At 56.5% G+C, this 25,848-nt stretch carries 25 protein-coding genes and 1 tRNA gene; 13 read left to right on the forward strand and 13 right to left on the reverse strand.

All coding sequences use genetic code 11. The annotated features are described in order from the left end of the window. Window positions 1-251: 251 nt before the first annotated feature. Complete coding sequence (locus CHB79_RS02105) at window positions 252-659, forward strand: hypothetical protein (RefSeq protein ID WP_141133412.1); 408 nt, start codon at window positions 252-254, stop codon at window positions 657-659. A 979-nt stretch (window positions 660-1,638) separates the two neighbouring features. On the opposite strand, the gene CHB79_RS02110 is transcribed toward CHB79_RS02105, so the two are convergent. Both CHB79_RS02110 and CHB79_RS02115 read right to left on the reverse strand, forming a co-directional pair. Further along, window positions 1,639-1,728 (reverse strand) — tRNA-Ser (locus CHB79_RS02110). A gap of 108 nt (window positions 1,729-1,836) precedes the next feature. Beyond that, the gene (locus CHB79_RS02115) at window positions 1,837-2,541 is read right to left on the reverse strand and encodes a glutathione binding-like protein (protein WP_089358732.1); all 705 of its coding nucleotides are present in this window, start codon (window positions 2,539-2,541) and stop codon (window positions 1,837-1,839) included. A 115-nt stretch (window positions 2,542-2,656) separates the two neighbouring features. Here CHB79_RS02115 and CHB79_RS02120 point away from each other — a divergent pair, with 115 nt between their 5' ends. After that, complete coding sequence (locus CHB79_RS02120; protein WP_089358733.1) at window positions 2,657-3,094, forward strand: HIT family protein; 438 nt, start codon at window positions 2,657-2,659, stop codon at window positions 3,092-3,094. A gap of 85 nt (window positions 3,095-3,179) precedes the next feature. On the opposite strand, the gene CHB79_RS02125 is transcribed toward CHB79_RS02120, so the two are convergent. Continuing rightward, window positions 3,180-3,803, reverse strand: a complete 624-nt coding sequence (locus CHB79_RS02125; protein WP_089358734.1) for a CGNR zinc finger domain-containing protein — start codon at window positions 3,801-3,803, stop codon at window positions 3,180-3,182. 79 nt (window positions 3,804-3,882) lie between these two features. Between CHB79_RS02125 and CHB79_RS02130 the strand changes: the two genes are divergently transcribed. Beyond that, the gene (locus CHB79_RS02130) at window positions 3,883-4,743 is read left to right on the forward strand and encodes an alpha/beta fold hydrolase (RefSeq protein WP_089358735.1); all 861 of its coding nucleotides are present in this window, start codon (window positions 3,883-3,885) and stop codon (window positions 4,741-4,743) included. Between the two features lie 3 nt (window positions 4,744-4,746). Here CHB79_RS02130 and ada read toward each other — a convergent pair whose 3' ends face one another. The 3 genes from ada to CHB79_RS02145 all read right to left on the reverse strand — a co-directional run bounded on the left by ada (window position 4,747) and on the right by CHB79_RS02145 (window position 6,758). Next, entirely contained in the window at window positions 4,747-5,793 is a 1,047-nt protein-coding gene (ada, locus tag CHB79_RS02135) for a bifunctional DNA-binding transcriptional regulator/O6-methylguanine-DNA methyltransferase Ada (protein ID WP_245851321.1), read from the reverse strand. 131 nt (window positions 5,794-5,924) lie between these two features. Then, the gene (locus CHB79_RS02140; RefSeq protein WP_010484950.1) at window positions 5,925-6,266 is read right to left on the reverse strand and encodes an FKBP-type peptidyl-prolyl cis-trans isomerase; all 342 of its coding nucleotides are present in this window, start codon (window positions 6,264-6,266) and stop codon (window positions 5,925-5,927) included. Between the two features lie 30 nt (window positions 6,267-6,296). Next, window positions 6,297-6,758 (reverse strand): MarR family winged helix-turn-helix transcriptional regulator, encoded by a 462-nt coding sequence (locus CHB79_RS02145; protein WP_010484952.1) that lies wholly within the window; start codon window positions 6,756-6,758, stop codon window positions 6,297-6,299. Between the two features lie 263 nt (window positions 6,759-7,021). On the opposite strand from CHB79_RS02145, the gene CHB79_RS02150 reads away from it, so the two are divergent. Continuing rightward, window positions 7,022-7,447: an organic hydroperoxide resistance protein gene (locus CHB79_RS02150; RefSeq protein ID WP_010484953.1), complete on the forward strand. Its 426-nt coding sequence runs from the start codon at window positions 7,022-7,024 to the stop codon at window positions 7,445-7,447. A gap of 52 nt (window positions 7,448-7,499) precedes the next feature. Here CHB79_RS02150 and CHB79_RS02155 read toward each other — a convergent pair whose 3' ends face one another. The 3 genes from CHB79_RS02155 to CHB79_RS02165 are packed head-to-tail and all read right to left on the reverse strand — an operon-like array spanning window position 7,500 to window position 10,682. Beyond that, complete coding sequence (locus CHB79_RS02155; RefSeq protein WP_010484955.1) at window positions 7,500-7,844, reverse strand: YdbL family probable chaperone protein; 345 nt, start codon at window positions 7,842-7,844, stop codon at window positions 7,500-7,502. A gap of 11 nt (window positions 7,845-7,855) precedes the next feature. Continuing rightward, entirely contained in the window at window positions 7,856-8,047 is a 192-nt protein-coding gene (locus CHB79_RS02160) for a YnbE family lipoprotein (RefSeq protein WP_010484957.1), read from the reverse strand. A 13-nt stretch (window positions 8,048-8,060) separates the two neighbouring features. Continuing rightward, a complete protein-coding gene (locus CHB79_RS02165) occupies window positions 8,061-10,682 on the reverse strand; it encodes an intermembrane phospholipid transport YdbH family protein (protein WP_089358737.1) in 2,622 nt (873 codons plus the stop codon). 210 nt (window positions 10,683-10,892) lie between these two features. On the opposite strand from CHB79_RS02165, the gene CHB79_RS02170 reads away from it, so the two are divergent. The 4 genes from CHB79_RS02170 to CHB79_RS02185 all read left to right on the forward strand — a co-directional run bounded on the left by CHB79_RS02170 (window position 10,893) and on the right by CHB79_RS02185 (window position 14,760). Then, window positions 10,893-11,261: an XRE family transcriptional regulator gene (locus CHB79_RS02170; RefSeq protein WP_089358738.1), complete on the forward strand. Its 369-nt coding sequence runs from the start codon at window positions 10,893-10,895 to the stop codon at window positions 11,259-11,261. Beyond that, window positions 11,261-12,013 carry an RES family NAD+ phosphorylase gene (locus tag CHB79_RS02175; RefSeq protein ID WP_089358739.1) on the forward strand — a complete coding sequence of 251 codons (753 nt, stop codon included), beginning with the start codon at window positions 11,261-11,263 and terminating at the stop codon, window positions 12,011-12,013. The genes CHB79_RS02170 and CHB79_RS02175 overlap by 1 nt, the downstream gene beginning before the upstream one ends. 731 nt (window positions 12,014-12,744) lie before the next feature. Then, on the forward strand, window positions 12,745-13,092 hold the full coding sequence (locus tag CHB79_RS02180) for a tetratricopeptide repeat protein (RefSeq protein ID WP_089358740.1): 348 nt from the start codon (window positions 12,745-12,747) through the stop codon (window positions 13,090-13,092). A gap of 312 nt (window positions 13,093-13,404) precedes the next feature. Continuing rightward, window positions 13,405-14,760: a DNA recombination protein RmuC gene (locus CHB79_RS02185; protein ID WP_176443132.1), complete on the forward strand. Its 1,356-nt coding sequence runs from the start codon at window positions 13,405-13,407 to the stop codon at window positions 14,758-14,760. A 52-nt stretch (window positions 14,761-14,812) separates the two neighbouring features. On the opposite strand, the gene CHB79_RS02190 is transcribed toward CHB79_RS02185, so the two are convergent. After that, a complete protein-coding gene (locus tag CHB79_RS02190) occupies window positions 14,813-18,289 on the reverse strand; it encodes a hybrid sensor histidine kinase/response regulator (RefSeq protein WP_089358742.1) in 3,477 nt (1,158 codons plus the stop codon). Window positions 18,290-18,572: 283 nt separating this feature from the next. Here CHB79_RS02190 and CHB79_RS02195 point away from each other — a divergent pair, with 283 nt between their 5' ends. The 5 genes from CHB79_RS02195 (at window position 18,573) to CHB79_RS02215 (ending at window position 23,239) form a co-directional block, all read left to right on the forward strand. Next, a complete protein-coding gene (locus CHB79_RS02195; RefSeq protein ID WP_010484966.1) occupies window positions 18,573-19,145 on the forward strand; it encodes a GNAT family N-acetyltransferase in 573 nt (190 codons plus the stop codon). Window positions 19,146-19,149: 4 nt separating this feature from the next. Beyond that, window positions 19,150-19,992: a helix-turn-helix transcriptional regulator gene (locus CHB79_RS02200; RefSeq protein WP_089358743.1), complete on the forward strand. Its 843-nt coding sequence runs from the start codon at window positions 19,150-19,152 to the stop codon at window positions 19,990-19,992. A gap of 88 nt (window positions 19,993-20,080) precedes the next feature. Further along, on the forward strand, window positions 20,081-20,791 hold the full coding sequence (locus CHB79_RS02205; protein WP_089358744.1) for an AzlC family ABC transporter permease: 711 nt from the start codon (window positions 20,081-20,083) through the stop codon (window positions 20,789-20,791). After that, window positions 20,791-21,120, forward strand: a complete 330-nt coding sequence (locus tag CHB79_RS02210) for an AzlD domain-containing protein (RefSeq protein WP_089358745.1) — start codon at window positions 20,791-20,793, stop codon at window positions 21,118-21,120. The genes CHB79_RS02205 and CHB79_RS02210 overlap by 1 nt, the downstream gene beginning before the upstream one ends. A 244-nt stretch (window positions 21,121-21,364) precedes the next feature. Further along, complete coding sequence (locus CHB79_RS02215; RefSeq protein ID WP_089358746.1) at window positions 21,365-23,239, forward strand: MFS transporter; 1,875 nt, start codon at window positions 21,365-21,367, stop codon at window positions 23,237-23,239. Window positions 23,240-23,295: 56 nt separating this feature from the next. Here CHB79_RS02215 and sugE read toward each other — a convergent pair whose 3' ends face one another. The 3 genes from sugE to rdgC form a co-directional block, all read right to left on the reverse strand. Continuing rightward, window positions 23,296-23,610, reverse strand: a complete 315-nt coding sequence (sugE, locus tag CHB79_RS02220) for a quaternary ammonium compound efflux SMR transporter SugE (protein WP_010484971.1) — start codon at window positions 23,608-23,610, stop codon at window positions 23,296-23,298. Window positions 23,611-23,753: 143 nt separating this feature from the next. Further along, entirely contained in the window at window positions 23,754-24,701 is a 948-nt protein-coding gene (locus CHB79_RS02225) for a bile acid:sodium symporter family protein (RefSeq protein WP_010484972.1), read from the reverse strand. Between the two features lie 113 nt (window positions 24,702-24,814). Further along, window positions 24,815-25,735, reverse strand: coding sequence for a recombination-associated protein RdgC (gene rdgC / locus CHB79_RS02230; RefSeq protein WP_010484973.1), 921 nt, complete (start codon window positions 25,733-25,735; stop codon window positions 24,815-24,817). Window positions 25,736-25,848: the final 113 nt, after the last annotated feature.

Consider the following 25,848-nt stretch of genomic DNA (forward strand, 5'->3'; position numbering starts at 1 on the left):
TATCTGGTGTGCGATTCATCTCTCTTGGGCAGTGACGGCCTTATCTAACCTGTAATTTCGACATTTTGTCGATACAAACTCTCTTGCTTCTAGGCTTTTGGTGGGGCGGTGTGGCACATTGATATTTTAGTAAGGCTGTAGATTGTGAGTATGTATAATCTAAAAATTTCAGCAGTAATCTTTAACAATGGATTTGCTTCTTCCAATGGGTTGGACTGAAGCAAACACTTAATATGGACATTAGGACACCTATGCAAAAAATTGACCTGTCGATATCTGGAAATATGAGAACTCTCGCGCAGCTTTCATTTGCATTTGGGATTCCAGGGGGTATCTTTGTACTTAAATATTTTTATGACTATTATGGTGAAGGTATAAAGATACCTGCTGTTTTTTATATGTTACCCGTAGGTGTTGTACTTCTATTTCTGGCGTTGATTTTTTCGCCTGCAGCCTATAAAACCAAACTCCCAGAAATTAATTCGTCTATTGCTAGTTGGTTAAATATTGTTAAGCGGTATCCAGATCATCCATCATTATATCGAACCAAAATTCTGATTTTTGCTTTGCAGGTTCAGCGACTTGTGATTATAAGTTCTTTTCCGGGTTTATTGATTTTGTTGCTGGTGTCCACGGCACATTATCTGGCTACCTACTAGGGCAATGATATTGATGATTCCACGCCATGGAACGGAATTCTGGAGCAATCAGCTCAGTCGTTAGGCGTGAAAAGCATTTTGGAGGTGGCGGGGTTGGGAGTGATTTGAACCCGATTCCAGCGTTGTCCGTTGCTGACCTATTTAGGTCAAAGCTAGTTATTCTCTGGCTTTAGCTCTTTTCTAACTGGTCAATGCTGTGCATCTTTAGCCAGTGATTTCGACACTTTTTCGACACATAGACTTTTGTTATCTAGCCAAAGCTTAAGTTGCATGACACATTTAAGTTGCTGTTTTAGTTTGCGTTCCAGCAGTACGCGTGTAGCAGGTTTTTGTGTTGTTTATAAACAAAAACTTTTATTAATTTTGTATGTGAGGTGTATGTTGAACTGGTTTGTACGTATGTTGTATAGATTACCAACTAAACCAATTATCTATGCTTTTTTTGCTTGGACAGTTTGGCATCTCTTGAAATCGATTATGGCTTTTCTGGCTGTTGGGGATGCGCTGCTTATATTTGTTACTGCTTCGATAACTTTGCTTTACATCATATTTTTCATCGTCAGTTCTTGGAGAATAAAAATGGATACTGCCTTGCCGCTTGCAATAGCTTCAAAGCTATATTTTCTATGTATTCCGTTCTTTTCATGAGGAGAGTATCTATGAGGGTAAGGTATCGTTGGTTTCTGGTCACGGATCAGAAGTAATAGGGGACAGACCAAGTTTAAATTTAAACGACGTCAAACCCTAGCCTGCGCCTCTAATTAATGCAGGCTATCGGCAGGGCGCGCAAGCTAACAAAAGTCGTAGGATAAAGAAGTCGCTTACTCTGTGGTGTTGCCAGCATTTCCATGTGCTTGCTCCTGCATCATGTTGAATTGCCAGCATTGCATTTTTTTCGACGTTTTTCGACACATTGCGTGTCCGGAAAAACAAAAGCCCCCGAAACTCTAGGAATTTCAGGGGCTTAAGTATTGAATAGTGGCGGGAAGATAGGGATTTGAACCCTAGGAACTGTTGCCAGTTCAACGGATTTCGAATCCGTCCCGTTCGGCCACTCCGGCATCTTCCCACAGCGGCGCGCATGATATCAGCTGATTTGCGTTTGGCGAAGCCCAAAGTGCAATTTTTCGCATCTTTTCATGCGCTTGCGATGGGTTTGGGCCTTGCCTTTGGTGGTTTAGCCGCGGCTGGGGATGTTCAGGCCGCGCTGGACAGCAGGGCGGGCCAGGAACTTGTCCAGCACGCGCTTGATGTTCGGGCACTTGTTGAATTCGACCAAGTCGCCAGCTTCGTAAAAGCCAACCAGGTTGCGCATCCACGGGAAGATGGCGATATCGGCGATGCTGTAGTCGTCGCCCATGATCCATTCGCGGCCTTGCAGGCGTTGCTCCAGTACGTTGAGCAGGCGTTTGACTTCATCCACATAGCGGTCGCGTGGGCGCTTGTCTTCGATGTCCTTGCCCGCGAACTTATGGAAGAAGCCCAGTTGACCGATCATTGGCCCGATTCCGCCCATCTGGAACATCAGCCATTGCAGGGTTTCATAACGTTGCGCGGGGTCGCTGGCGAGTAGCTGGCCGGTTTTCTCGGCGAGATAGACAAGCATGGCGCCTGACTCAACCAGCGCCAGTGGCTGGCCGTCTGGCCCATTGGGGTCGATCATCGCGGGGATCTTGTTGTTCGGGTTTAGCGATAGGTATTCCGGCGAAAACTGGTCGCGGGTTTCGAAGCTGACCAGGTGCGGTTCATATGGCAAGCCGATTTCTTCAAGCATGATCGATACCTTGACCCCGTTTGGCGTGGGCAGGGAATACAGTTGCAGACGCTCGGGGTGGCTGGCAGGCCATTTCTGGGTAATCTTGAAAGCAGATAGATCAGGCATAGGGACTCCACATCAAAAGGTCTGGCGGGTAGGATTGAGCTAAGCCTACCGAGTTTTATCTGACTCGGTAAAACCGGTATGGTTACACCTTCATCCACGGATATTGGACAGACTCATGAGCTTGCATGGCGATTACGACTCCCAGAATATTTTTGCCCAGATCATTCGTGGCGATGCGCCGTGCTACAAGCTGTATGAAGACGATGATGTGCTGGCTTTCCTCGACGTATTTCCCCAGTCCTATGGCCACAGCCTGGTAATTCCCAAGCGCTCTGCTGCGCGCAATATGCTCGACATCGACAGCGAAAGCCTGTGCAAGGTCATGCAGGTGGTGCAGAAAATCACCCGTGCATTGGTCGATGAGTTACAGCCTGCTGGCGTCCAGGTTGCGCAGTTCAATGGTGCGCCTGCCGGGCAGACGGTGTTCCATATCCATATGCATGTGATCCCACGCTTCGCCGGTGAAGACCTGGGTATACATGCCAGCGCCAAGGCCGATGCTGCTGAACTGGAAGCCTTGCAAGCGCGCCTGGTCACTCGTCTCAAGGCTTGATGCCCCGGCGGTTGCGCTATGCGGCATCAGTTGCCCCGCGGGGCAAAATAGCCGGCCAGCCGGGTTGTTCATCAGCCGGTTGGTGTCAGGCCTTGTTTTCACCCTGGTAAAAGCGCCGGGCCTTGGCCCGGTTGCCGCAGGTGCTCATTGAACACCAGCGACGCCTGCGGCTGCGCGATGTATCGATAAACATCCAGGTGCAGGCCTCGCATTCCTTGGTTTGTTGGTATTTGCCGCCAGTAATGCCCTTGTTCAGTTGCAGGGCCAATCGATGCCGGATGGTCGCAATGCCAGCATTCTCTGAATCCACACCCCAAAAGCCGGGTTCACCCACGGTGTAATGCAGTTGGGCGCTGGCAAGTGCCTGTTTGATCACGTTTTCCACGCAGTGCAACGCTGCGCCCTCGGGCTTTTGCTCATGGCTTGCGGCATGCATCAGCGCGTACAGGGCTTCGCGCCACAGGATGATCTGGTCCAGTTCGCGCCCAGCTGTTGCAGTGTCCGCCTGGCTCAGCTGTAGCAGGCGTTGGTGTTCGTCTTCAGTGACCAGTTGTGCGGCCAGGGCCCAGTCGATGAGTGCGCGGCATGAGTGCAGTCTTTCGTTGATGCGCTGTTTGCCTTTGGCGCCTGTGGTGTTGAGAAAGTCGAGCACAGGGTCGTCGGCGATAAAGTCACTGGTGGTCCAGTGCCTGTTGTCGGCAGTATTCATATAACCCCTTTATTGATTGATAAAGGTTAGGTATGGTGACTCCTATTCTAACCTTTATGAGCTATTAAAGGGGTTAAATATGAACGCTGTCGATCAATCACTTCCTTTACCGCACACCTTTGATTTTGCAGGGCGACCGGTTCGCTACGGCGTCATGGGCGCAGGTCCGGCAATGGTCCTGGTGCATGGCACGCCATTTTCATCTCAGGTTTGGCGGCGTATCGCTCCGCTGTTGGCCAGCAATTACTGCGTGTATTACTTTGATTTGCTCGGCTATGGGCAATCTGAAATGGTTGAGGGCGAGGATGTTTCGCTTGGCGTGCAGAATCATCTGCTTGCGGCGTTGATCGAGCATTGGGGCCTGGATAAGCCTCATGTCGTTGCCCATGATTTTGGTGGCGCTACGGCCTTGCGCTGCCGGATTCTCAATCAGTTGGCCTACACAACGCTGACCTTGATCGACCCGGTGGCCATTGCGCCCTGGGGTTCGCCCTTCGTCCAGCACGTACGCCAGCATCAGCAGGCATTCAGCGGATTGCCCGGTTATATACACGAAGCGATATTGGCCGCCTATATACAGGGTTCGGTCTGCCACCCCATGGCGGAGCATGATTTGCAGCACTACACCAAACCCTGGCTGGGCGAGGGGCGGCAAGGTGCGTTCTACCGGCAGATTGCGCAGATGGACCAACGTTATACCGATGAAGTGCAAGGCGCCTATGCCTCGCTGGATTGCCCGGTACTACTGCTCTGGGGTGAGCAGGATCAGTGGATACCCATTGAGCGGGGGGAGGCGCTGGCACGGCAGATTGCCAACTGCCAAATGGTGCGCGTACCCGGCGCCGGGCATCTGGTCCAGGAGGATGCACCTGAAGCGATTATTGGCGAGTTGCTGAAGTTTTTGCATCGCCAATGCGCCGCGCAACAGGATGGCACCTGATGCTCAAGTCGTTTCACGCTCCAGCTCCAGTAATTGTTGCTTGCGTTCGATGCCCCAGCGATAGCCGGACAGGTTGCCATCACTTCTGACCACACGATGGCAAGGGATGGCCACTGCAAGCTTGTTGGCCGCACAGGCCTGGGCGACGGCGCGGAATGATGTTGGTGCGCCAATCAGTTTGGCGATCTCGGCATAGCTGGCCGTGCTGCCAGCCGGGATGTTGCGCAATGCCTGCCAGACCCGCTCCTGAAATGCGGTGCCGCGCAGATCCAGGGGTAAGTCGAGGCCGATTGCCGGCGCTTCGATAAAACCGATGACCTTGGCGACCAGTTGCTCGAACTTTGCGTCAGCGCCAATCAGGTTGGCCTGGGCAAAGGTGTCTTGCAACTCGCGAACCAGGGTTTCGGGTTCATCACCAAGCAGGATTGCGCAGATGCCACGGTTGCTTTGTGCGACCAGAATGGCCCCGAGCGAGCACTGCGCCACTGCAAAGCGAATATCCGTATTAGCGCCCCCCGCGCGGTAATCACTGGGTTTCATGCCGAGTACCTCGGCGCTTTTTTCATAAAAGCGGCTGCTGGCGTTGAAGCCGGCGTGGTAGAGCGCGTCTGTGACCAGGCTGCCTTTTTGCAACTGTGCGCGTAGCTTGCGTGCGCGGTTTGCACTGGCGTAGGCCCTTGGCGTCAGGCCGGTCGCCGCCTTGAATAAGCGATGGAAGTGATAGGCGCTGACGCCGACTTGCCGGGCGAGCTGGTCGAGGCTGGGCAGTTGCTCGGCATGTTCGATAATCTGGCAGGCCTTGCTGACTATCGCGGCGTGTTGCTGACTGAGCGGGGTGCCGCCGCAAGTGGCGCGCTTGCAGGGGCGATAACCGGCAGCGGCTGCTTGCTGTGGCGTGTCGAAAAACTCAACGTTGTCGGGTTTCGGACGCCGTGACGGACAATTGGGGCGGCAATAGATGCCCGTGGTCTTGACTGCGTAGACGAAGGGCTGATCCAGTGAAGGGGCGCGATCGAGCACACGCTGCCAGCGCGGGTCATCTACAGTCATTTTGGTTGCTAAGGATTTGGTCGGTTTCATCGCGGTGCCCACAAGCAGTGAAAGTGATTCAAGCTTAAGCGGTCAGGCGGTTATCAAAACTCCGAGTCTTGCTTTGCAATTCGCCAGCGGCTTTCGGTGCTTTAGTCGTCGCGGGTCAGCACTTCAAGCAACTCTATTTCGAAAATCAGGTTCGAGTGCGGCTTGATATGCTGGCCCATCTGGCGCTCGCCATAAGCCAGTTCGGCCGGTACGAAGAGTTTGCGCTTGCCGCCGACTTTCATGCCCATCAGGCCCTGGTCCCAGCCTTTGATGACGCGACCTGTACCTATCACGCACTGAAATGGCTTGCCGCGATCATAGGATGAGTCAAAGGTGGTGCCGTCCTCAAGGGTGCCGCGGTATTGGGTGGTGATCAGTGCGCCCTTGACGGCAGCCTTGCCATCGCCCAGGACGATATCTTCGATGATTAATGCGTTGTTCATGATCGTTCTCTAGCAATGTGGCGTTAATTCTTAATCGCCATCAAGTGATTGGTGCAAGTGTTTGCGCAGCGTGAATAGCGCTTGCTTGAGTTCATCAAGCTGCTCCATGGGCATGCCCGCCGATTTCAGGATACAACCCGGAATCGCCTTGGCCTGCTCATGCAAGGCACGCCCCTTGGCGGTCAGGCGCAGCTCTACAACACGCTCATCGGCCTTGCTCCTGTTGCGCTGGAGCAAGCCCTGGGCTTCAAGGCGCTTGAGTAGCGGTGTCAGCGAGCCAGGGTCGGTCAGCAGTCGCGCACTGATATCACCCACGGTCAGGCCGTCGGTTTCCCACAGCACCAACATGGCCAGATACTGTGGATAGGTGAGCCCCATTTCCTGTAGCAGGGGCTTGTAGGTCTTGGTCATGAGCAGCGAAGTGGAATGCAAGGCAAAGCACAGCTGATTGTCCAGCAGCAGGGCCTTGCAAGGTTCGAGTGAGGAATCCATGGGATGAGCTCTACGCGGAAGATGGCTGTCAAGTTAACGCACTAATAGCCTGTGCGCCAACAACCGGGCAGCCTGCGATGGTTGGTTGTTGGCCGAGAAAGCTGGCCATTGAAGAACTTGATCGTGCTGATAGAGAAATCTGTGAATAATTATCTTGCGCACTAAATAATTGCGCACTAATATTGTTTCAAGGCCAACGAGAACACCACTTGATCCTCGTTGCATCTGTTACCCCTTTATTTGACTACCAAGAGGAAATCATCATGTCGATCGAAACTATTGCTTACCGTGCATATGCAGAAGCCACTGGCGGCCGTGATGGCCGGGCTATATCTTCTGACGGTGTTCTGGATGTGGCGCTGACCACACCGAAGGAATTGGGTGGCGCAGGCGGCGAGGGGACCAACCCTGAGCAATTGTTCGCTGCGGGCTACTCGGCTTGTTTTATCGGTGCAATGAAATTTGTGGCCGCACGCGACAAGTTGCAGATTCCGGCGGATGCGTCGATTGAAGGTGTTGTCGGCATTGGTGCAATCCCCAATGGTTTCGGCATCGAGGTCGAGTTGCGCATCAGCCTGCCGGGTCTTGATAAGGCGGCGGCGCAAACCCTGGTTGATCGCGCGCACATCGTTTGCCCATACTCGAACGCAACGCGCGGCAACATTGATGTCACGCTGACCCTGGTTTAATCCCCCCGCATACAACAAAGGCGCCTAAACAGGGCGCCTTTGTTGTGGTCGTCTATTTCTTGACCCAGTTGCCGCCTTGCTGGATGTACTGGCCAGGCGGGGTCTTTTCAATTGCCTTCTTGCCCGCAATCGCCTCTACGGCGCTGACCTCGATACCATTTTTTTCAGCCAGTTTCTTGTACTCGTTACGCCGCGCGTCGTTGATCAGCCTGGCGATTTCATCGGCGTTGCCGCCGGGCTTGACCACGCCCAGGTAGCCGGTTTGCATCTCGCCTAGTTGGCCGGAGGCCTTAGCGCCGCCGAGTGCGGACATTGCATCGTTGAGGTTCATGGCAAAGGCCGGGATGCTCAGGCTCAATAGCAATACCAGGCTGGCAATTCGTTTAGATAGAGTCATTGCATCGCTCCTTAAAATAGACCGCTTGATTCGTTGAACATGCTGTCGAGCTCTTTGTCGACCTTGATGTAGATCTCATGCTCGATCTTGACGTTGAGGTTGATGTTGATCGGCTCGTTAGGCACTGCCAGCTGCACCGTTGGGGTACAGGCAACGCTTATCAAACCCAATGCCAGAGCGGCTAAACCGTTGCGTAAACGCATGTTGCGTGCTCCCTTATTGATTGTCCTTTGGCGCGACACTTTTATTTCGCTTGAGGATAAATTGTTGAACCCTTTGCTGGACAATATCACTGACTTTATCGCTCAACTGGATACTGGCCAGCAAGGTCGGAATGTTTTCCTCCAGGTTGATGTTGAAGTTGATGGGGCGTCCTTTCTCGATTGCCGGGTTTCTGCCTTCAAGGCGCAGGGCTAGCAAGAGCTGGCCTTGAGGGTCATAACTCACGCCGCTGGAAAGGGTGGTGTAGTGAAAGTCCTCCAGTGACTGGGCTACCAGTTGCATGGCTGGATTACTGGCGCCCAGCGCTTTGATCTTGTCGTTGTCGAACTGCAGGCGGCCGCCGGGTTGGCGCGCGCTGATTTGGCCTTGTTCAACGCTCAAGCCTGCGGGGTTGAGGCGCAAGGGAATCGAACCATCGATCAAGCCGTTACCGGACAAGCCTTCTGCGGGGTAGGCGGCAAACAGGTCTTCAAGTTTCAGGCTTTTCAAGTTCAGGGCAAAGAGCAAATCAGGCTGCTTCAGGTCCCATTGGTTGGCTGGCAAGGTAACTTGCCCGCCGAGAACCTGGGCGTTGGCCTGCTGCAGTCTTAGCTGGCCCTTATCCAGTGCGCCGAGTGGGGCGCTGTAGCGGCCGCGCAGTTCTATGGGGCCAAGGGCGATGCCTGGATTGGCCTCGGTCAGGTTCAAGTCTTTGACCTCGGCCTCGAGACCTTGGTTCGCCAGGCGCACCTGCACCTTGGCAGTCAAGCCGTTGAACAGGGTGCGGTCGTAAATGCCTGAGAGCCCCTGGCTGGCAAGGTCGAAGCTCAGGTCTGGGTTGCTGCCGGGTGCCAGGTGCAGCTTGGCATTGGCATTGAGGCGGCCATTGTTGAGGTCGAGCAGGGCAGGCCAGTCGCTCAGGGTGCTTTTCAGTGGGTTGCCCGCGCGGAAGAATATCTCGTTGAATTTGGCCTCTAGCTGCAAGCCCTTGCTTGCAGTGTTTTGCCCCGCCAGTTGCGCTTGCAAGCCGCTGCCAGTGGTTAGCGAGCCATCAAGCGCCTGGGTCTGTGAGTCGGCTTGCAGCTTGCCCTTGAAGCCCCAGCTTTGCGCTTTCAATGCATGCTGCTGCAAGGCTTTAGCACTGAGCACGAGCGGTCCGCTGGCTTGCCAGCTATCGAAGCTGGTTGCCGCGCTCAGGTTTATTCCGGCAAGCGTGGCATCAAGGCCAGTGGCGCCGAACTCAGGGTGAGTGAGCTGCGCGAGTTGCAGTCGCGAACCTTTATCCAGGTTGAGCCTGAGTTGCTGTGCGTCTGCATAGCCCTTGAAGGCCAGCATTGCATTGAGGCCTTGGGCTTTCCAGTCATCGAGTTGCAGGTTCTTGCTGCTGGCGTCGAGGCTTGCGTCGTAGACTTGAACAGCCCAAGGCAAGGTGTTGGCCAGCGCCAGGTTGGCTTGCAACTGCACTGAGCTGGCACCGCTGCTGTTGAGGTTGAGCGCCAGCGGCAGGTTACGCCCGCGCAGCTGAGTCTCGAGCGCGTCTTCTGTTCCACTGGCTGGTTCGGCGGGCTGTATGCTGAGACTGAATTGATCGTTTTGCAGCGGGGCAGGCAAGCGGTTGCGCAGTGCTTCAGCCAGTTGCTGCAGCTTCAGGTCGGCCTTGATCTGCTTAACGAGCCATTGGCCGGACTGGGCATTAAGTGCCAGGCTAAGCTCTCCCTGAACCTGGCCGATACCCGGAACTGGCCAAGGCTCAGGCAGGTTGGCGCTTGCGGTCAGCGTTCCGCTGGCCTGTTGCAGATGTTCAATACTGATCGGCCCGGCTGGCAGGTCCAGTTCCCAGTTTGCGGATAAGGCGGCAACGCCCGGCGCTTCGGGCAGCTTGACCCTGGCCGGTAATGCCCACTGGCTGAGCCAGTGTTGCAAGGCACTGGCTTGGTTCAGGTTTGGCGCCGCGATTGCACCGCTCAACAGGCTGCTTGGTTGTCCTGAAGCATTGGTCTGTTTGCGCAGGCTCAGGTTTGCTCCCAGTTGCGGCTGTCCATCGACCTGCAGTGCAAGTTGCAGGTCCAGGTCATCCTCTGTGCGCTGCAACTGGCCATCAATGGTCAGCAACTGGCCTTGGCTGCGCAGGTTGCTCTGCAGGGTCATGGCCAGTGGCTGTTGCGAAGTTTTGTCCAGCTGCAGGTCGCCTTGCAAGGTGCAGCGTCCCTGGGCGCAGGGCAGTGTTGCGCTGAGCTGGCCAATGCTCAGCGACTGCGGCATCAGCGCCAGCGGGCCAAGCATTTCCAGCAGGTCGATGGCGGCGGAGTCGGTGGGTGTGGTGCGGCTATTGTGTTCCTGCCAGTCGAGACTGAGCCGCTCTAATTCGATGTGCTGCCAGAATGGCGTAAGCGTACTGAAGTCGCGCCATCCAAGGGTCAAGCCCTGGCTTTGAACGCTTAGCGTTGCGGCATCACTTTGTTGTTCGACCTGGAGTTGGCGCAGGTGAATGCCATCTAGGGAAACAGACAACCCTTGCCAGTCGAAACGGCTGATGTGCTGGCGCTGTAGAAATTGCTGCCAACTCACCATTGCGATGCCCGCCAGCACACACAGAAGCACCAGCAATCCGGCCAATCGTAGCCAGAGTCGTCTCATCGCTTAGCTTCCTGTGTGCAGGTTGGCGCAATCAATTGCTGTGAAACCTCGGGACCTTATCAGTGCTTTGGGGCCAAGCATTGGCGGGCTTGGGCGATGGGCAGACGTTACCCCATGCCGGATGTGCTGCCAATGCAGATGTCTTTCTTGGTGTGCATTTGCAACATCAAGGTCTATTATTGATGTAAATAGACATTTGGAGGGGCGCATATGAGTGCAAAGATACAGCCTGTTAGCGATGTTGACAGTGTATTGGCCAAAGCGTTGCTCAACAGTCGCGAACAACTTGGGCTGACCCAGCAGGAGCTGGCCGGTATTGTCGGTGTGCACCGCAGTGCGATCAGTCGCTGGGTGGATACAGGTTTGAGCCCGCAGAGCAAAACCGGTGAGTTGGCGTTGCTCTTTATCCGTGGCTATCGTGCATTGTTCGCACTCTTTGGCGGTGATCTCGCCGATATGCGGCATTTCTTGCGCACTGAAAACAACCACTTGGCGGGAGTGCCGCTTGAGATGATGGGGCAGGTGCAGGGCCTGGTGCGGGTAGTGGAATACCTTGATGCGATTCGCGGCAAGGTTTGATGAGCATCTGGCAGGCCTGTCACGGCCCTGAACAGATAGCGCCACTGCGCGGTCGACTCGTACGCCTGGTCGAGAGCCAGGAGCAGGTCGCTACCTTGCAACTGGTCGATACCCTGGCGGAGCAAGCGCTGCTGGAGGAGTTACTGGAAACCAGCAAACCAGTGCTGCCGGATGCAACGCGCGGCTTGCACTATCTATTGATAACGCCGTTTCGCTATCCGCCACTGCGCTGGGGCTCGCGTTTTGGTTCGCGCTTTGAACCCAGCTTGTTCTATGCCGCCCAGCGCATCGAAACGGCAATGGCCGAGGCTGCTTATTACCGCTTTGTATTGTGGGATGGCATGGACGTAGCGCCGCCCAGCGGGCGGATTCTGTCGGAACATTGCTCGTTCGAGGCGGGTTATAAGGTGGAACGGGGCATTGCCCTGCAAAAAGCGCCCTTTGATGAGTACCGCACGCAACTGATGCATCCCAGCCAATACTCGCAAACCCAGGCTTTGGGGGCGGCCATGCGTGGTGCGCAGGTCGAGGCGTTCGAATACCGCTCGGCGCGTTGTACCCAAGGTGGAGTCAATGTGGCGCTATTTACCCCGCGAGCGTTGGCGGAGAAACGGCCCCGAAATCTGATGCCCTGGTTTTGCGAGACTACCGAGCAGTACGTGGCCTTTAAAAAACCACACTCCATTGATGGGCCAAAGGTATTCAAACTCACCGATTTTCAGCACGAAGGGCGCTTGCCGCTACCGGCCTGAAAGTTGATCGACCGGTTGGCTAATTGAGACATGATCGCATCAAGGCCAATAAAATTATCCTGCGCGAATTTGCCGCAGTTTTTTTTGGCGCTTGCTGTTCGCACCCTGTGGAGATCCCCACGCTGCTGGGCTTGCGCTTGTGGGTCAAGTCTTTGACGCTGTTATGGTGATCTTCAGGAGTGGCCAATATGCGCCCAATTAGGGCATTTCTGACCTGCGGTAAATTGACTTGTGCACAATTTCAATGCGCCTTAGCAAGCTTGATTCAAAGAGCGCCGTAAATCATTGATTATTCATATGGATTTTTTAAGTCAATGAAAAATATCAATTTTTTTTGCTGGTGAAAAAATCGTCAGTTTAAGCTCAGCCCCCAAACTACAGGCGTTGACGGCGCTTGCTCCCATCTTGTCCACCGAGTTATCCACAGGTTCTGTGGATTGTCTGTCCAGGACCTACATACGGTTGTCACATTAGTCTGTTTAGGGAACTGCAGAAAAATGATTGGGTTCGATAGTGCGGGTGCCGTCATGTTGGTCAAGCCTTTGACTGCTATGCGTTGGCTGTGCGCCTTGTGCTTTCGTCGCCCGCTACGTTTTTCCGAGGTCTTTGGGGTTTACCTCTGAAAAAAAAAGAGTAGAGTGGCGCGCCTTTCCACCCTATCGCCGTTATTTATGCCTCGCGTATTGCCCCGTACCCATTCTGCTCCCGTCCCAATCAGCACCAAGTTACCCATGCGCGTCGCGCTGTGGCTGCTCGATAACCCACGCTTGGGCCATGCACCTTCGATCAAGCGTTTTGCTGGCCAACTGCTAAAGCAGCCCGCACGCGAAGGGGTAGTGGCTGCACAAAGCCGTTTGGGACAAATGCTCTGCCGTGATTGCGGTAACACCCGCGACCGTCGCATGGGACTTGAAATGCTGCGCCTGGCTGCCCGCGCAGGCGACAGTTGCGCGCAGCTGGAGCTGGGACGCCATTATCTCAAGCCACGCGTCAACGAACCGCATCAGGCGCACCAGTGGCTGGAACAGGCTGCTGCGCATGGTTCGCAAGAAGCCAAGGCCCTGCTCAAGTCGCTCTGACCCCCAATCCAGCCAATCAATATCTTTCAGGCATGCCGGGCTGTATGCCTGGGTTGGACTTTATCCAGCGAATGATCCTGGCTGTGCGGCATCCATGACGATGCCTTGCCCTGGCTATATAAAGGGTTAAGCAACTGGCGCCTGACGTATCGGTAAACTACTGGGTATACTTCCAGTAATGCTGATGCGGAGTTGCGTATGCCAATCGATTTACCGAGCTTGTTTATCGGCCTTGCCGGAGCGGGAATACCCTTGTTGGTGCTTGCCCTGGTGCTACAGAGTCGCGCCTCGGCCCAGGCCTTCGAGTGCAGTTTGCTGCAGGAGCGCTTGGGCAGTGCGCAACTGACGCAAGCCGGGCTGAGCGCGCAGCTTGATGCCTGCCGCGAGGAAGTCAGCGAGATCGCCGAGATCAAAGCCGACCAGCAGGCAGAACTTGCAGCCATGCGCCGCGAGGCTGAACTGTTGCAGCACGAACAGCAGATTTCCCGCGAAGCCGCTCGTGAGTGGCAGCAGCAGCGCGAGCAGCAGGAGGCGGAGTTGCGCCGCCTGGGCTCGGAACGGGCGGCGCTTGCCGCAGAACTGCGTGATCAACAGGAGCATCATCAGCAGCGCCTGGCGGACTTGCAGAGCTCACGGGATGAATTGCGCGCACAGTTTGCCGAGCTTGCCGGGAAAATTTTTGATGAGCGCGAGCAGCGCTTTGCAGAAACCAGCCAGCAACGCCTCGGCCAGTTGCTTGACCCGCTCAAGGAGCGCATCCAGTCGTTCGAGAAGCGCGTCGAAGAAAGCTATCAACATGAGGCGCGTGAGCGGTTTTCCCTGGGCAAGGAGCTTGAGCGTCTACAGCAACTCAATCAGCGCCTGGGTGATGAGGCGACCAACCTGACGCGTGCGCTCAAGGGGCAGAAGACCCAGGGAAACTGGGGGGAACTGATCCTTGAGCGGGTGCTCGAGCATGCCGGCTTGGAGAAGGGCCGTGAGTACCAGACCCAGGTCAGTCTGAAAAGCGCCGAGGGCGAGCGCTTCCAGCCGGATGTATTGATTCAGTTACCCGGAGACAAGCAAGTGGTGGTCGATGCCAAGGTTAGCCTGACTGCCTATCAGCAGTACGTGGCCGCCGAGGATGATGCCACGCGACAGCCGGCACTCAAGCAGCATGTGCAATCATTGCGCAGCCACCTCAAGGGTTTGTCGCTCAAGAATTACCAGCGGCTTGAAGGCTTGCACAGCCTCGACTTTGTATTGCTGTTCGTACCAATCGAAGCTGCATTCGCTGCTGCGCTCCAGGCTGAGCCCGGGCTGTTCCAGGAAGCCTTTGAGCAGAATATCGTGATCGTCAGCCCAACCACATTGCTGGCAACGCTGCGTGTGACTGACAGCCTCTGGCGCCAGGAACGCCAAGGCCAGAATGCCCGCGAGATTGCCGAACGAGCCGGGGCGCTGTACGACAAGTTCTTTGCCTTTATCCAGGACCTGGACGAAGTGGGGGCGCGCCTGCAACAGCTGGATAAAGCCTACGCTTCGGCACGTAACAAGCTGTGCGACGGGCGAGGCAATATCATCAATCGTGTTGAGAACCTGAAGCTGCTGGGCGCGCGGGCAAGTAAAAGCTTGCCGGCCGACCTGCTGGAGCAGGCCGCGCAATTGCCCCTTGAGGACGATGCCTGACGGTTGGCAAGCTGCGGGTAGCTCCTGCGGGGAGGTCTACCCGCAAGCTCCTTTAGCGCAAGGTTAGATGACGGCTGAGCAAGGCGCGCAGCGCCGCAGGCTTGACCGGCTTGGACAGGTAGTCAAGCCCAGCCGCATGCACCGCGGCGATAAGTTCGGGGCGTCCGTCCGCGCTAATCACTACGCCAGGTACAGGCTCGCCGAGCCGGGTGCGTAGCCAGGCCATCAGTTCGGTGCCGGTATCACCTTCATCCAAGTGGAAGTCGATCAGGGCAAGCTGCGGCCGTACATCTTCGCTGAGCAGGTGCTCGCACTCCAGGCGATTGCGTGCGGTCCAAACCTGGCAGCCCCAGCGCGACAGCAAGCTGTGCATGCCCGTCAGAATGCTGTCTTCGTTGTCGATACAGAGCACCTGGGAGCCTGGCAGCTGGGCATTGTTCTGTTCGACGGCTTTGCTGGCTGGCTTGTGCAGCGAGGCCTTGGCCAGCGGTACGGTGACACTGAACACGCTGCCTTTGCCTGGCCATGAACGCACTTCCAGTGAATGATTTAGCACCCGGCACAGGCCATCGGCAATCGCCAGGCCCAGGCCCAGGCCTTTTTCGGCACGGGTCTGATGGCTGTCCAGGCGCTTGAACTCTTCAAAGATTTCCTTGCGCTTGTTCTCGGGAATCCCGGGACCACGATCCCATACCTCCAGGCGCAAATGGCCGGGGATATGGCGTACGCCCAGAATCACGCGGCCCTGGGCGTAGCGGAAGGCGTTGGTCAGGAAGTTCTGCAGCACACGGCGCAACAGGCGGATATCGCTGTCGATCCGTTGACGGCTGCCGCGCAGGCGGAAATCAATGCCCTGTTCGGCGGCAAGCACCTTGAACTCAGCACCGAGGGTGTCAAACAGCGTGCTTAGTGCGAAGGGGTTGAAGTCGGGGGTGATGCGTCCGCTTTCCAGTCGCGAGATATCCAGCAGGTCGGTTATCAACTCTTCAGCGGAGCGCAGCGATGTGTCGAGATGGCGTACCAGTTCCTGGGCTTCATGGGGAAGTGCTTCGTCCTGATGCGACAGGGCTGCTGAGAACAGGCGAGCAGCATTCAAAGGCTGCATCAGGTCATGGCTCACGGCAGCGAGGAAGCGCGTTTTCGACTGGTTGGCGGCCTCGGCATTGCCCTTGGCCTCGGTCAGGGCGACATTCAATTGCGACAGCTCGTGGGTGCGCTCGCTGACTCGCTGTTCGAGGCCCTCGTTGGCTTCCTTGAGCGCCTGCTCGGCTTGGCGGAACTCGGTAATGTCTGTGAAACTCATGACGAAACCGCCGCCGGGCATGGGGTTGCCGATCAGTTCGATCACCCGGCCGTTGGGGAACATGCGTTCAGAGGTGTGCGGTGTGCCCTGGCGCATCCAGTACAGGCGCTTGCTGATATTGGCTTCGACGCCACCTTCGCGAAACAGGCCACGCTCGGCGTTGTGGCGGATGATGTCGGCGATAGGGCGGCCAACGTATATCAGGTCATCTGGGTACTCGAACATTTCGATGTAGCGGTGATTCCAGGCCACCAGCCGCAGCGACTGATCGACCACGCTGATGCCCTGGGTGATGTTTTCGATCGCGCCTTGCAACAATGCCCGGTTGAACTGCAGCACTTCAGAGGCTTCGTCGACTATGCGTACGACGTCCTCGACCTGCATGTCGCGGCCTTCAATGGCTGCCTTGACCACGGCACGTGTCGATGAGGCGCCGAGCACACCGGCCAACAAGCGTTCGGTGTGGGCGATCCATTCACTGTTGGCTTGATGATTGGGGTTGAACGCCAGATCCTGGCGTGCGGCAAAACGCATAAAGCTTTGCTTGGCGCGTTCCTCGCCCACAAAGCGGCTGGCCAGTATCAGCAAGTCATTAACCTGCACGGCAAGGCTATTGCGTGCGCCGAGCTTGCTGCCCAGGTCGTGGCCGATAAAGCGTCCGGCTTGCCAGTGTTCAGATACACGGGTACGGGAAAAATACGAGACCCAGGCGAAGAGCAGCGTGTTGCCAGCCAGAGACAGCACCACGCCGCGAGTGAGTGCATCCACCTCGAAGCCGATCGGTGCATGGAGCAGCGAGTGCAGGCCGGGCACGCGCTCTATGGACCAGCCCAGGCTGCCGATGATCAGCGGGATCACCAGGGTGTAGAACCAGATCAGTGCGCCGACAATAAGCCCGGCGAACACGCCCCGGCGATTGGCTTGCTTCCAGACTAAAGCACCGAACATGGCCGGTGCCAATTGGCCGATAGCGGCGAATGAGACCTGACCGATGGTCGCCAGGCTGGCGTTGGAGCCGAGCAGTCGATAGCAGACATAGGCAAGCAATAGAATCAGCACAATACTCACGCGGCGTGCCGTCAGCATCCAGTGGCGGAATGCTTCATAAGGCCGCTCAGTGCTATTGCGGTGCAAAAGCCAAGGTAAGAGCATGTCATTGGAAATCATAGTCGACAGTGCCACGGAGGCAACAATGACCATGCCGGTGGCCGCCGAGGCGCCACCGATGAATGCGAGCATGGCCAGCGCTGGATGGGCCTCGGCCAGGGGCAGGCTGATCACGAATGAATCAGGCGTTACGCCCTGGGTCAGGAGCATCTGCCCGGCGAGGGCGATGGGCACCACAAACATCGCGGCAAGCACCAGGTATGCAGGGAAAACCCAGCGCGCCAGGCGCAGGTCTTGCGGCTCGATGTTCTCGACAACCGTGACGTGGAACTGCCGGGGCAGGCAGACGATGGCAATCATCGCCAGGCAGGTTTGCACCAGCATTGCCGGCCAGTTGACCGCCACTTGCCAGAAATCCGTGAGTTCAGTGGAGTTTTTGGCCTGGGTGAATACATCGGCGAAGCCATCGAACAAGCCGAAGGTAACAAAGGCGCCAACCGCGAGAAACGCCAGCAGCTTTACCAGTGATTCAAAGGCAATCGCCAGCACCATGCCGCGGTGGTGCTCGGTGGCATCCAGGTTGCGTGTGCCGAACAAAATGGTGAACAGGGCCAGTACCAGCGACACAATCAGCGCCGTGTCTTGGGCGCGGGTGCCGGTGGAGTCTGGCACCGAGCCAACCAGCAGGTTCACCCCGAGCACAATGCCCTTGAGCTGCAAGGCAATATAAGGCAGCACGCCAACCAGGCAGATCAAGGCAACGGCTACGGCCAGGCCTTGGGATTTGCCGTAGCGCGCAGCAATGAAGTCAGCAATCGAGGTGATGTTTTCCTGTTTGCTGATCAGCACCATTTTCTGCAGCACCCAGGGGGCGAACAGCAGCAAGAGAATCGGGCCGATATAGATGGGCAGGAAAGACCACAGCTGTTCGGCCGACTGGCCCACGGCGCCAAAGAATGTCCAACTGGTGCAGTAAACGGTCAGCGACAAGCTGTAGACCCAGGCGCGAACTTTAGGCGACAAGGGTTTGCGGCGCCTGTCGCCATAAAATGCGATGGCGAACAGGATGGCCATATAGGTGAGGGCAACAGCAGCGATTAGCCCGCCGGACAGCGACATGCAGACTCCAACAACAAACTAAGTACGAACGGTTCGGTCTTAACTTCAACAACCGACGGCTATGACATTTTGCGCCTTTGTGAGCAGTAGCAGGTTGCACCACAGCAACTGCATACAAATGCTTGGGTGTTACAGCCGACAGTGTCGCAGCAAAGTCTGCAAACGTCAGTTGCGACCTTGGTCGCAGGGCTGCTGCCGGGAATAATTGTGCGCCTGTTAATTGTGAAGTGGTTATCACCCTGTTAAGTTGATTCGTTGGCGTTGACGCATGTAGAGGAGCCTTATGTTCAGACCGCAATTAATAACCCTACAGCGTGGCGCCTTGCGCATCGAGCCGATGCTTGATGCGGACATCCCGGCCTTGGTAGCCCTGGCCGAGGCCAATCGTGGCGAACTGGTGTATGTCGACGGCGCGCAGCGTCTTGACTGGTATCGCCAGGGCTTGGCTGATCAGCGCGAGGACAAGGCGCTGCCATTTGTTATCCGCCTGGGCGATCAACTCGTCGGAACCACGCGCTTTGCCGATTTCATGCCCAAACTGCCTGCCGCCGAAATTGGCTGGACCTGGCTTGACCGGGCGCAGCACGGCACTGGGCTCAACACAACGATCAAGTACCTGATGTTGCGCCACGCCTTTGAAAGCTGGCGGATGGTCCGTGTGCAACTGAAAACGGCGGCCAGTAACCTGCGTTCACAGGCGGCGATTGAAAAGCTCGGCGCTGAACGAGAGGGCCTGTTGCGCAATCATCGTCGCCTGGCCGATGGGCGCCTTGATGACACCGTGCTATACAGCATTACTGACCAGCAATGGCCAGCCATCAAGCAGCAGTTGGAGGCGCGATTCGGCGCGTTGTAAAACCATGAGCGAGGCGAGTGAACAAATCCGTTTTTGGCAGGCCAAGGGCCTGGCCGATGTCGAACTGCTGCATGCGCGATATGTGCAACAGCGTTTTGCCCCACATGTTCATGAAGGCTTTGTGTTTACTGTTATCCAAAACGGCGCCCAGCGATTCAGGCACCGTGGCAGTGATCATTTGGCGCCGCAGGGCAGCATGGTGTTGATCAACCCGGATGAGGTCCACACCGGCTCCAAGGCCCATGACGACGGCTGGCGTTACCGGGGCTTTTATCCGGATAACCACCAGGTGCTCGGGGTATTGCGAGAGCTGGATCTGGCCGGCGGCGGAATGCCTGGCTTCGCCGTGAGCGTGCTGCACGATCCACAACTGCACAATGCATTTACCCAACTGCACCTTCTGCTGGAAGGCGGCGCCGATGCCTTGCATCAGCAAATCGTCTGGCGCGAAGCGGTCTTGCTGCTGTTTCAACGCTACGCCAAGGTCGCCGAGCCTCGCGTCCCCGGACGTGAAACCCGGGCGGTGGAGCAGGCCAAGGAGTTGCTCAGCAGTCAAATGGCCGCGCCGCCCTCGCTCGAAGAGTTGGCGGCGGCGGTGAACCTTTCACCTTTTCATTTCGCACGGGTATTTCGCCGGGCAACCGGTCTGCCTCCCCACGCATGGTTGAAGCAGCGGCGCCTGAGCCAGGCCCGTGCCCTGCTCAAGCAGGGGTGCATGCCCTTGCACGTGGCGATGCAGCTCGGCTTTGCCGACCAGAGTCATTTGAGTCGCCAGTTCAAGCAGGTATTCGGCGTATCTCCTGGTGCGTACCGTGCTGCCAGCTCGGGTCTGCCAAGCCTGCAATAGTGATTTCGGCGAAGGCGCGCAGTTGAGCAATATCGTTCAAGCTGCCTGCCGCTGGTTGAGATAGGCTTGCGGGTCAAGGAGACAGGTTATGACCCGTGTGCAGGAATTTTCTCAAGGTGTCCGTGACATGCTGCCCATGCTGTTGGGCGCCATGCCATTTGGCATCATCTATGGCAGCCTGGCGGTTGCGGCTGGGCTGAGCCCATGGCAGACCCTGGCCATGTCGGTTTTTGTTTTTGCAGGCTCAGCGCAGTTTATTGCGATCAGTCTGCTCAGCAGCGGTGTCGGTCTCACCGTTCTATTGTTGACCACCTTCGTGGTCAATCTGCGACATGCTTTGTACAGCGCCAGCTTGCAACCGTTCGTACGTCATCTACCTGCGCGCTGGCGTATGGGCCTGGCGTTCTGGTTGACCGATGAAGCCTTCGCCGTAGTCCAGCACCGCTATGCGCTCGCTGATCAGTCGTTGAACAAGCACTGGTATTTCCTCGGCGCTGCACTGGCGATGTACAGCAACTGGTTGTTGTGTACGGTCATTGGCTTGGTTTTTGGCCAGTCGGTGCCGAACCTGGCCGAGTGGGGCTTGGATTTTGCGATGCTCGCGACCTTTATTGGCATCGTTGTGCCGATGCTGCGCAATTGCCCTCAGGTTGCAGCCGCCTTGGTTGCCGCTGCAGTTGCCCTGGCTTGTTATGACTTTCCCTACAAGTTGGGGCTGATGGCCGCGGCATTCAGCGGGATCCTTGTCGGCGTGGTCCTGGAACGACGCAGTGATTTGCCTGAAGAGGAGCTTGCCTGATGGACAATTGGTTGCTGGTTTTCGGCATGGCGGTCATTACCTTCAGTATTCGCTACAGTTTGTTCGCCTTGCCAAACCTGAGTTTTCCGCCGCTGGTACGCCAGGGGCTGCATTATGTGCCGACAGCGGTACTGACGGCGATCGTGGTGCCCGGCATGTTGTTGCCCGATGGCCAGAACTGGCAACTGGCGCTGAATAACGCTTACCTGGTGGCGGGCCTGGTCACCATCGCGATTGCGGCGTTTACCCGGCACCTGCTGGCGACAATCGGTGGAGGTTTGCTGGTGTTTTTCCTGCTGCGCTGGGCAATGGGGCAGTTGCCGATCTAGTGGAAAACCAGAAGTCACCGGGGCGAGGGTGCGACAACGCGCAGCTTGTCCAGCGCGAGGCACGAGATCGACGTCAAATGCTAGTGGAGGGGTGAGGCGTCTTCCACCCTGCAGAAGGGCTTATTGAAAGAGTGCCCGAGGGCGCTTTTTTCGTTAATCCTCTGCAAAAATCTGCTTTGGGTGTGGCTTTCGATGGATGGGTTGCAGTCAAATGCATAACGAATCCGCCACAGGTACATGGACGATGACCCAACAATCGCAGTTTGCGTTACTCGGCACCAAGCGGTTCCTGCCGTTTTTCTTGACCCAGTTGCTCGGCGCTTTTAACGACAATATTTTCAAGCAGTCACTGATTCTGGCCATTCTGTTCAAGCTCACTGTCGACGCTGACCGTGATCTACTGGTCAACCTGTGCGCATTGCTATTTATCCTGCCGTTTTTCCTGTTTTCCGCCCTCGGCGGACAATTTGGCGAGAAGTTCGATAAGGACTGGCTGATCCGCAAGATCAAGTTCGCTGAAATCATCATCATGCTTGCAGGGGCCGCCGGGGTTCTGCTGGGCAATTTGCCCCTGATGTTGTTGGTGCTGTTTGCCATGGGCACCCAGTCGGCGTTGTTTGGTCCGGTCAAATATTCGATTTTGCCGCAGCACTTGCGCGAGCGTGAGTTGATTGGCGGTAACGCGCTGGTTGAAATGGGAACCTTCCTGGCGATTCTGGCTGGCACCATCGGCGCTGGTGTGATCATGGCCAGCAGCAGCTACGCCAGTATTGTTGCCGGAGCCGTGGTAAGTGTCGCGGTGCTGGGCTACCTGTGCAGTTGCAAGATTCCTTCCGGGCCTGCGGCCTTGCCTGAGCTGAAAATGGACTGGAATATCTTCCGTCAGTCCTGGGCCACTATGAAAATTGGCCTGGGTCAAACCCCGGCCGTTTCACGCTCCTTGCTGGGTAATTCCTGGTTCTGGTTTCTCGGCGCTGTATACCTGACGCAAATCCCGGCGTACGCCAAGGACTGGCTGTATGGCGACGAGAGCGTGGTCACCCTGATCCTCACGGTGTTCTCGCTGGGCATCGGCCTGGGCTCGATGCTCTGTGAAAAGATGTCGGGTGAGAAGGTCGAGATTGGCCTGGTGCCGTTTGGCTCCATCGGCCTGACCCTGTTTGGCATTTTACTCTGGTGGGTATCCGGCGACTTTCCGCAAGCCGCCCAGCCCCATGACTGGCTTGGGGTTTTGAGCCATGTCCAGGCGTGGGCGATCATGGCTTCGATCATGGGCATTGGCTTGTTTGGCGGCTTCTATATAGTCCCGCTGTATGCGCTGATTCAATCGCGCAGTGTCGAGAGTGAGCGGGCGCGGGTGATTGCGGCAAACAACATTCTCAATGCGCTGTTCATGGTGGTCTCGGCGATTGTTTCTATTGCTTTTCTGACCCTGGCCAAGCTGTCTATTCCGCAGTTGTTCCTGGTCATCTCGCTGATGAACATTGCCGTCAACAGCTATATCTTCAAGATTGTGCCCGAGTTCAGCATGCGTTTCATGATCTGGCTGCTCAGCCATTCCATGTACCGGGTTGAGCACAAGAACTTGCAGGCGATCCCAGATGAAGGCGCCGCATTGTTGGTCTGCAACCATGTCTCGTTTGTCGATGCCTTGCTGATTGGTGGCGCTATCCGGCGTCCGGTGCGCTTCGTGATGTACTACAAAATCTATAACCTGCCGGTGCTCAACTTTATCTTCCGCACCGCTGGCACCGTGCCGATTGCCGGACGTAACGAAGACCTGCTGATCTACGACGCTGCGTTCAAGCAAATCGCGCAGTACCTGCGAGACGGTGAGCTGGTGTGTATCTTTCCCGAGGGCAAATTGACCGGCGACGGTGAAATTGATGAATTCAAGGGCGGTGTCGAACGCATTCTTGAGCAAACCCCGGTGCCGGTGATTCCGATGGCGCTGCAAGGTTTATGGGGCAGTTTTTTCAGTCGCGATCCGAACAAGGGCTTTTTACGGCGCCTGTGGTCACGCATTTGCCTGGTGGCGGGCTCACCGATTGCTGCACAACAAGCCAGTCGCGCCAATCTGCAAGAGCAGGTAGCCGGGCTGCGTGGCGATATTCGTTGAGGTCATAGTGTCCTGTGCCAGCGCGGCGATATGCGGCGCTGGCAGGGCTTTAGGCGCTAGTGGCTGAGTTTCAAGCCCAGCAGCCCGCTGACGATCAAGGCCACGCTGAGTATGCGCATGGGGGCCATTGACTCACCGAACAGGATGATTCCGGCAATCACCGTGCCGATGGCGCCAATGCCGGTCCAGATTGCATAGGCGGTACCCAGCGGTAGGTCTTTCATGGCAATGCCGAGCAGCACCAGGCTTATGCCCATGGCGGCAATGGTCAGTGCGGTAGGGAGGGGGCGGGTAAAGCCGTCGGTGTATTTAAGGCCAACAGCCCAGCCGACTTCGAACAGGCCGGCGAAAAACAGAATGATCCAGGACATACAGACCTCCAGACGATTAATTTGCGTCGCTGGGGTCGTCCCCGCCAGATGGATATGCAGTCTGAGGTCGTCCTCAAAACGGGTACTAGTTTAACCGAGTCCTGCGGCGAGGCAAGTCGCCGCAATATCCAAATATTTCTGATTTATTGGTTTTTCTCAGGCGCGTCATCTTTCATGCGTCGATAAATGCTGGCGACCAGTGGGCCGGACAGGTTGTGCCAAACGCTGAATAGCGCGCTGGGCACGGCAGCCAAAGGTGAGAAATGCGCGCTGGCCAGTGCAGCACCCAGCCCGGAGTTCTGCATGCCGACTTCAATCGACATGGTTTTACGCTGTGCCAATGGCATGCCCATCACCCGTCCTGCAAGGTAGCCGAGCGCCAGGCCAATACCGTTATGCAGAATCACAACCGCCATGATCAGCAGGCCCGACTCGGCAATCTTGGCCTGGCTGGCGGCAACAACAGCCGCGACGATGGCAACGATGCTGACCACCGAGATCAGCGGCAACACATCGACAGCCAATTTGACTCGCTCACCCAGCAGGCGCTGGACGACCAACCCGAGAATGATTGGTAGCAGAACCATCTTCAGGATCGAGATAAACATTGCCATAAAGGACACGGGCAACCACTGCGAGGCAAGCAGCCATATCAGCGCCGGCGTCACCAGCGGGGCGAGCAGGGTGGTCACGGAGGTGATTGCCACTGACAGCGCCACGTCGCCGCGGGCGAACCAGGCCATGACATTGGAAGCTGTTCCGCCCGGGCAGCAGCCCACCAGAATCACCCCGACGGCAATTTCGGCAGGCAGGTTCAGTAGTTTGCACAGTAGCCAGGCCAGGCACGGCATGATTACAAATTGAGCGATGACGCCGGCCAATACCCGCGCGGGGCGTTGGGCGACTTCACGGAAATCTTCGGTCTTCAGGGTCAGGCCCATGCCGAACATGATCAGGCCAAGCAGCGGCACTATCCAAGCGGTAAGCGGTAGAAAAACACTTGGCAGGAAAAAAGCCAAAATCGCAAATAACAGTACCCACAAGGCAAAGGTATTGCCGACAAAGCGGCTTAGGCTAATCAATGCGCGCATGTTGTTGATCCATTGGGTGACGGGGTGCCGCTCTTATGTCCAGCGGCTTGTTCATGTTGCCCGGTAATGCATCGCCAGGATGCGCAGTAGAACGCATCCTGGCAACAGGCTGCTTAGAGTCCCTGCGGTGTGTCTTCGCCACCAAGGGCTTCAAACAACGCTGGCAGGAATTCAACGAAGGTCAGCATCATCAGGGTGAAGCTGGCGTCCAGCTGGCCGAGGTTGTCATCACCACCGTCTTGCTCTGCCTGCTCTTGCAGCAGGTCTTCGAAGCGCAGGCGTTTAACCGTGAGCTTGTCGTCGAGTACAAACGACAGCTTCTCCTGCCATGCCAGGGACAGTTGGGTGACTTGCTTGCCCGACTCCATGTGCAGCTGGATTTCATCGCTGGTCAGGTCCTGGCGCTTGACCCGCACCACGCCGCCATCTTCATGGGTGTCGCGAAGTTCGCACTCATCCAGGACATAGAAGTCATCGGCGCTTTTCTGGGTCTTGACCCATTCGGTCATGGTCGCCGTCGGGGCGATCTTCACCGTCAGCGGGCGTACCGGCAGTGAGCCAATGGCTTCACGCAGGGTCGAAAGCAGGTCTTCGGCACGTTTCGGGCTGGATGCATCGACGAGGATCAGGCCTTGGGCCGGGGCGATGGCTGCGAAGGTTGCAGATTTGCGGATAAAGGCGCGAGGCAGGAAGGCTTGGACGATCTCGTCCTTGATCTGATCGCGCTCCTTCTTGTAGACCTTGCGCATCTGCTCGGCTTCGATCTCGTCGACTTTTTCCTTGACCGCGTCACGCACCACGCTGCCGGGCAGAATGCGTTCTTCCTTGCGTGCGGCAATCAACAGGAACCCCTGGCTGCTGTGAACCAGGGGAGCGTCAGCACCTTTGCCAAAGGGGGCGACGAAACCGTAAGTGGTCAGTTCCTGACTAGCGCATGGGCGTGCCGGTTTTGCAGCAAGTGCGGCTTCCAGCGCATCTGCATCAAAGGGTACATCTTGGGTGAGGCGATAAACCAGCAGGTTACGAAACCACATAGCAGGGTGACTCTCCATTAACGCAAAGCCGCCATTATTCCCGCCTAATCGTCCCAGGCCAACCCTGAGTGAAGGAATCGCTGGAAAAGCAGGTAAGTGGCAGCAGTGCAAAT

Origin of the sequence: Pseudomonas segetis (assembly GCF_900188155.1) — a bacterium.
GTDB lineage: Bacteria > Pseudomonadota > Gammaproteobacteria > Pseudomonadales > Pseudomonadaceae > Aquipseudomonas > Aquipseudomonas segetis.

Excerpts from the sequence above, each read along its gene's own strand:
- CHB79_RS02105 (WP_141133412.1), top strand. The coding sequence starts at position 252 with ATGCAAAAAATTGACCTGTCGATATCTGGAAATATGAGAACTCTCGCG.
- CHB79_RS02115 (WP_089358732.1), bottom strand. The coding sequence starts at position 2,541 with ATGCCTGATCTATCTGCTTTCAAGATTACCCAGAAATGGCCTGCCAGC.
- CHB79_RS02120 (WP_089358733.1), top strand. The coding sequence starts at position 2,657 with ATGAGCTTGCATGGCGATTACGACTCCCAGAATATTTTTGCCCAGATC.
- CHB79_RS02125 (WP_089358734.1), bottom strand. The coding sequence starts at position 3,803 with ATGAATACTGCCGACAACAGGCACTGGACCACCAGTGACTTTATCGCC.
- CHB79_RS02130 (WP_089358735.1), top strand. The coding sequence starts at position 3,883 with ATGAACGCTGTCGATCAATCACTTCCTTTACCGCACACCTTTGATTTT.
- ada (WP_245851321.1), bottom strand. The coding sequence starts at position 5,793 with ATGACTGTAGATGACCCGCGCTGGCAGCGTGTGCTCGATCGCGCCCCT.
- CHB79_RS02140 (WP_010484950.1), bottom strand. The coding sequence starts at position 6,266 with ATGAACAACGCATTAATCATCGAAGATATCGTCCTGGGCGATGGCAAG.
- CHB79_RS02145 (WP_010484952.1), bottom strand. The coding sequence starts at position 6,758 with ATGGATTCCTCACTCGAACCTTGCAAGGCCCTGCTGCTGGACAATCAG.
- CHB79_RS02150 (WP_010484953.1), top strand. The coding sequence starts at position 7,022 with ATGTCGATCGAAACTATTGCTTACCGTGCATATGCAGAAGCCACTGGC.
- CHB79_RS02155 (WP_010484955.1), bottom strand. The coding sequence starts at position 7,844 with ATGACTCTATCTAAACGAATTGCCAGCCTGGTATTGCTATTGAGCCTG.
- CHB79_RS02160 (WP_010484957.1), bottom strand. The coding sequence starts at position 8,047 with ATGCGTTTACGCAACGGTTTAGCCGCTCTGGCATTGGGTTTGATAAGC.
- CHB79_RS02165 (WP_089358737.1), bottom strand. The coding sequence starts at position 10,682 with ATGAGACGACTCTGGCTACGATTGGCCGGATTGCTGGTGCTTCTGTGT.
- CHB79_RS02170 (WP_089358738.1), top strand. The coding sequence starts at position 10,893 with ATGAGTGCAAAGATACAGCCTGTTAGCGATGTTGACAGTGTATTGGCC.
- CHB79_RS02175 (WP_089358739.1), top strand. The coding sequence starts at position 11,261 with ATGAGCATCTGGCAGGCCTGTCACGGCCCTGAACAGATAGCGCCACTG.
- CHB79_RS02180 (WP_089358740.1), top strand. The coding sequence starts at position 12,745 with ATGCGCGTCGCGCTGTGGCTGCTCGATAACCCACGCTTGGGCCATGCA.
- CHB79_RS02190 (WP_089358742.1), bottom strand. The coding sequence starts at position 18,289 with ATGTCGCTGTCCGGCGGGCTAATCGCTGCTGTTGCCCTCACCTATATG.
- CHB79_RS02195 (WP_010484966.1), top strand. The coding sequence starts at position 18,573 with ATGTTCAGACCGCAATTAATAACCCTACAGCGTGGCGCCTTGCGCATC.
- CHB79_RS02200 (WP_089358743.1), top strand. The coding sequence starts at position 19,150 with ATGAGCGAGGCGAGTGAACAAATCCGTTTTTGGCAGGCCAAGGGCCTG.
- CHB79_RS02205 (WP_089358744.1), top strand. The coding sequence starts at position 20,081 with ATGACCCGTGTGCAGGAATTTTCTCAAGGTGTCCGTGACATGCTGCCC.
- CHB79_RS02210 (WP_089358745.1), top strand. The coding sequence starts at position 20,791 with ATGGACAATTGGTTGCTGGTTTTCGGCATGGCGGTCATTACCTTCAGT.
- CHB79_RS02215 (WP_089358746.1), top strand. The coding sequence starts at position 21,365 with ATGACCCAACAATCGCAGTTTGCGTTACTCGGCACCAAGCGGTTCCTG.
- sugE (WP_010484971.1), bottom strand. The coding sequence starts at position 23,610 with ATGTCCTGGATCATTCTGTTTTTCGCCGGCCTGTTCGAAGTCGGCTGG.
- CHB79_RS02225 (WP_010484972.1), bottom strand. The coding sequence starts at position 24,701 with ATGCGCGCATTGATTAGCCTAAGCCGCTTTGTCGGCAATACCTTTGCC.
- rdgC (WP_010484973.1), bottom strand. The coding sequence starts at position 25,735 with ATGTGGTTTCGTAACCTGCTGGTTTATCGCCTCACCCAAGATGTACCC.